We start from the raw sequence: 4,961 nt of genomic DNA, 5'->3' as shown, positions 1-4,961 counted from the left end.
TCCACCAGGAAGGCCTGGGTGCTCTTGTTGAACTCGGTGACGATCATCGAGTCGTACTGGCGGCCGGCGGCGCCGGGGGCGCCGATGAACTTGCCCAGCGAGATGATGGGGATGATGTTGCCGCGCAGGGAGATCACGCCCTCCACGCCGAAGGGCATGTTGGGGGATTTGGTGATTTCCGGAGTCTGGGAGACTTCGCGGACCTTGAAAACGTTGATGCCGAATGTCTCGCGGGTACCGAGCGAGAACAGCAGGATTTCCATCTTGTTGGCTCCTGCGAGCTTGGTTCGTGCATCAATGCTTTTCAAAAGGTCAGACACAATCTGCATCTCTCTTATAAAATAAATACTCGCGTTTCAAGTGGGTTGATTTTTAAAAATCAAATTCAAATTGTAATTGAAATTAAAATTTAATTTAACTATCTAATAGTTAGATGGTATTTTCCATGGCTATTCATATAGCGGTTAACCACCTTGAAAGACATGATTTAAAACAGTGGATTGCCGTATAAGTCTGGCCTTGCTAGGCCTAGGCCAGACTTATATTCTGGTTTAGTTTACGCACTCAAATATTGAAATCCTCAAGGGATTTTTTCATTTCCACAGAAACAGCTGAAACCCCTTGGGCTGCACCTGCAACTTTTTTAATTATGATAGAGTTGTCTTCTGCTGCTTGAGCCACCAGTTCAACTTGCTGGGCGATCATTTTATTAGCAGACATTTGCTCACTGAGAGAATGACTGATATTTGCCACCCCAGACAACACTGCACCGGCTTTATTTTTAATGTCATCTATCGCTAATTGAACATTTTTTGCCAACTTAACAGTGTCTTTGACTTGTTCAACAGCAACAAACATACCATCAACTGTTTGTTGTGTGGCTTTACCAATTGAACCCAAGAGCTCACCTATTTCATCTGTAGATTGGCTTGTCCTTTCCGCCAATTTTCTGACTTCATCTGCAACAACAGCAAAGCCACGCCCATGCTCTCCTGCTCTAGCAGCCTCAATAGCAGCATTCAACGCAAGAAGATTTGTTTGATCAGCAATTTCACTGATTACCTGAACAACGGAGTGTATTTTTGCTGCCTGATCATTTAACTTGACAATTTCATTCGAGTTTTCCTGTATTTTATCTGAAGTATCTCCAATATGGGCCACCATTTGCCCAACGGTTTGATCTCCTTTGGAGAGACCTTCTTGTGCCAAACTAGTTTGCTGTCCAACTTGCTCTGCATTGTCAGTTATATGCTGAACAGTTACCATCATTTGTTCTACTGCAGCAGCCATTGCTGATGATGCTTGGTTTGCATTGATGGAGGATTGAGAAACTTGTTCAGATAAATTGGAAACTGATTTTGCTGATTCAGCGAACAAATCCGCATCATTCTTTAATGATTTTATTGTTTGGCATAGGCGATCAAGGAGTATGTCAATGTCTTGACTCATTAATGCAAGCTCATCAGTTCCTCTTGCATTAATTCTGTTTTGAAAATTAAGATTTTGGCTGGCATCCTTAATGACTTTACTAACCATGCTGACCTTTTCAATGATGCCGCGAGATGTTTTTTTTGTTGCAAAAATGCCTGCAATTATAGTTGCAGCAATAATGGAAAAAATGATTTTCCATGATGCTTCATATTTTTCAAATTCTTGCTCTGTCTTTTGAGATACTAAACTTGCTTGCAATGAAATCATTTTATTTAGAGTGTTAATGGCTGATTCATTCAGTAGGTCATATTGGTCAATACTTTCCTGCAGAAAATCTAGTCTAGGTGTATTTTCAGTTGCTTCTTTGATAATTGCATCTAGAGTATGCGACCTAATTTTTAATTGTTTTTTATATTCCATGAGCAATTCCTGCTCATCTTCTATTAGTATTGTTTTTTGATATTTTTCAAAAATATCAGAATTTTTCCTGATCATGTCTTCAATGTCTAATATGTGCTCCTTTGTTTCAATTTTATTGTTATTCTTGATCGACTCAAGAATAACACTCATTTTTAATCTGGCTTGAGTCAGGTTGAATCTGGCAGTGCCTAGATCCATTAATGGGATAGTATTGTTTTCATAGACATCGCGAATTGCTTCATTGCTGGACTTGAGTTGATACAACCCAAATCCTCCAATGGAAATCAGGCTTATTGTAAAAAAAACAGACAATGCTATTAACCGAAAACAAATGGATCCAAACTTCATGCCACCCCCTGAGTTATTCGAATGTTTTTGATGCATAAAATGCATCTGACACGGTGCTATCTCTAGAAAGCCAAAAGACAAGTCTATTTTTTACCTTGACCAAACTTTCATTTTGCTCAGCCATTTTGATAGCTAATACTTCGGCTGCATTTTTTTTGGATTTCCACCCGCCTTCTGGGACTTCAAGTATTAGCATTTTTATGAATTTAATCTTTTTTGCTTTTGTTTTAACTCCTTCTCCACGGGTCTCTTTATATGTTACATAAATAGTCTCATTTCTTTCAAAAATGGAACTTGCCTTCAATACTCCTAGATAAAACCAAGCCTTTGTAATCTTCTCCCATGCCTCAAGGTCATTTTCCTCAGCATTTAAATCTGCAGCATCCTTCAAGAGAGATAGTATTTTCATGCTGCAAGAAGAGTGGTTTTCATAAATTTTACGAAAAAAAAACTCGGCTTCTTCTTTTTTTCTTTTCCAATCTTCATTGGAGGTTTGTTTTTGAAAAATAAAACTATTTAACATGGTTTTTAAGTGAGCATGTTCGGTTTTTGTTAAAATGTTTTTTGTTGATAGGAGTGCCTTTTTAATTATGCTTATTTCGTTGATGATTTTACGGTAACTACTCATTTTGCTCTCATAATTGCTACGAAGAAACTACTCTCTCCGTTTTCATTTGATTGCTTGTATTATTTTGAATAGATAACTTGATTTTTTTTGTGTAAATATCAAGTTGACTTGATATTACATGTTTTACAGATTGCGCATTAGCATTTGGATTTTCTTCTAGGAATTTATCGATAGATGAATATATGTTCTTGTGTATCTCTCTTTCTAGTTCATTTATTCTTTCTTGAAGATCTAATTTTTGTTCAAGTTCAAAAATCTTGATTTGCAATTTGGATAGTTCATCGAGATGCATTTTTTTTCCTGCAAATATTTCATACAACTCATTGAATTTTATACGAGAATTATTGAATTTGCAGCTATGCGTTTATCAACATGAAAATTATTTTTTATTTTGAAAAAACCATGCTTTTTTCAAATAAAATGTTTTTGGCATTTTAAATTTAAATGCCAAAATGTTATTAATTGCCTAATTTATAAAAATAGCATAACAATTTTGTTTGCAGTCCTTCTTTTAGGTAAATAAAAATGCCCATTTTATTTATTTGGTTAAAATATTGTCATAATTGATTTGTTTGTATTTTTGATTGATTTAATAAAAAAAAATTTGATTTTTAAATAGTTAAAATCAATTAAAAGTTTTTAATCATTAAGGTTAGAAAAAAAAATTTCCATGTCCTGAATGCAGGATCCATCGTAATGGCATCAGGCGAAGAGTTACCAGCCAGAAGCTCCGAGAGTCATTGCATCCTCTGTTGCTTGCAGTACTCCATCTACGCAAAGGTGATTGTTCACGGTTGGCGACTGGGCAGGACTCCATTCTCTCCACTGGAATACCATGAGAAGGCCTTTCGCAATGTCGGAGGTTCGGTTGTGGATGATCTGCTGCAGCATCTGCATGGCTCTAGTCCTAGGGAGATCGAGAAGCCGACCCTAATCCCTCCGACCGGGGAAAATCGGATGACCGCTCGATTAACCGAGCGGTTCAAGCTGGAGGTTTCTGGCTTCAAGACGGGCCAGCCGGGAGTCCGGTCGCCCAGCGAACTGGTCGTCCTGAATTCGTTGTAATCCTGCCGTCAACGCTCGACTTGTCACGAGCATCATCCAGTGACAGAAGCCAGTGCGCATTCAGGCACTCATCCCGTAAGCTGCCGTTAAACGACTCAATCAAGGAATGATCCGTGGGTTTGCCTGGCCGCGAGAAGTCCAAGGGGGGCCTGTCCGTATGCTCATTGATCCAGTGCTACTGAAATGAACTCACTGCCGTTATCGAGTTCAATCAGTTGCGGCGTCCAGTGCAAGGCTTTTACATGCCGCATCGTTGCTCGACATGAGAACGGCAAAAAATATCGCATCTGCCCATGGATTGACCAAGCCTGCTCCATGGCAAGCCCGGATGTTTATTTTTTTGGATTTAAAGCCATGACTGGCAGGGTGGTGGAATCAGCTTTTCGACCGTAGAGGAACTAGGTGGTTTACGGTTTTTGCCCTTATGCACCATGAAGATATTCAGCCTCCACTCCTTCACCATGCATGGCACATCATATGTTTTGAGAGCGGTTTGATCTCGTGCCTCATGACCCGGCATGACTGCACATATCCTCTCTCCCGGCCTCATCCTGCTGCCCCCGATCATTCCTTCAGACCGAATCCTGTATGGCAAGCCACCGGCGCTGTTGCATAACTCGGGCTCAAGCTAGGTTATTCCTACTCCCAGCCGGATTTCAGGCGAGCGCAACCGTCACCGGCATGCCGAGCCGGTTGAAGGTGTTCAGAATCGCGCAACGTACATGTACCTCGGCGACCTGTCGTTACGGCCGGCAGCCAATCGTTCATCCAACAATTTGAAACGTCCCATGGTGGTCTCGACCAGGCTTCGCCGGTGGTAACCGCTCCACTTCTTCCATAACCGCCACCCTGGATGCCGGGCTGCAGCCAGGGGGGCATTCCGGGCTTGAGCGAAATCGGCCCGGTCTTTCCACGGCTTGCCGTTCCGTCGTGGTGGCACGATGACCGTGGCCCCCGTGAGTGAACCTCACGATAGAAGAAGCCCCGGGTATCGTAAGCGCCGTCACCGCTGACGCTCGCCAGCAGCTCTGCCGGGTCCAGCTGCGACAACAGTTCTTCCGCTTGTGTG

Annotated in this window: 4 protein-coding genes and 1 pseudogene; all 5 read right to left on the bottom strand. The window is 41.5% G+C overall.

The features are described 5' to 3' along the window. The coding region (locus tag G542_RS0114045) for a chemotaxis protein CheW (RefSeq protein WP_027824433.1) at positions 1–329 on the bottom strand (329 nt) is incomplete at its 3' end. A 235-nt stretch (positions 330–564) separates the two neighbouring features. Then, positions 565–2,199: a methyl-accepting chemotaxis protein gene (locus G542_RS0114040; RefSeq protein ID WP_162142383.1), complete on the bottom strand. Its 1,635-nt coding sequence runs from the start codon at positions 2,197–2,199 to the stop codon at positions 565–567. Positions 2,200–2,212: 13 nt separating this feature from the next. After that, positions 2,213–2,827 carry a hypothetical protein gene (locus G542_RS18715; protein ID WP_156092912.1) on the bottom strand — a complete coding sequence of 205 codons (615 nt, stop codon included), beginning with the start codon at positions 2,825–2,827 and terminating at the stop codon, positions 2,213–2,215. 16 nt (positions 2,828–2,843) lie between these two features. Further along, positions 2,844–3,119, bottom strand: coding sequence for a hypothetical protein (locus tag G542_RS18710; RefSeq protein WP_156092911.1), 276 nt, complete (start codon positions 3,117–3,119; stop codon positions 2,844–2,846). 727 nt (positions 3,120–3,846) lie between these two features. Continuing rightward, positions 3,847–4,113, bottom strand: a pseudogene (locus G542_RS19360) (integrase core domain-containing protein); the annotation flags it as partial. Positions 4,114–4,961 lie beyond the last annotated feature (848 nt).

The organism is Laribacter hongkongensis DSM 14985 (assembly GCF_000423285.1).
Classification (GTDB): Bacteria; Pseudomonadota; Gammaproteobacteria; order Burkholderiales; family Aquaspirillaceae; genus Laribacter; species Laribacter hongkongensis.
The sequence above is the reverse complement of the archived record's forward strand: the minus strand, read 5'-3'. Positions and strand labels throughout refer to the sequence as shown.

What these genes read in the sequence shown, in the direction of transcription:
- G542_RS18710 (WP_156092911.1), bottom strand. Translation starts at nt 3,119, where the DNA reads ATGCATCTCGATGAACTATCCAAATTGCAAATCAAGATTTTTGAACTT.
- G542_RS0114040 (WP_162142383.1), bottom strand. Translation starts at nt 2,199, where the DNA reads ATGAAGTTTGGATCCATTTGTTTTCGGTTAATAGCATTGTCTGTTTTT.
- G542_RS18715 (WP_156092912.1), bottom strand. Translation starts at nt 2,827, where the DNA reads ATGAGTAGTTACCGTAAAATCATCAACGAAATAAGCATAATTAAAAAG.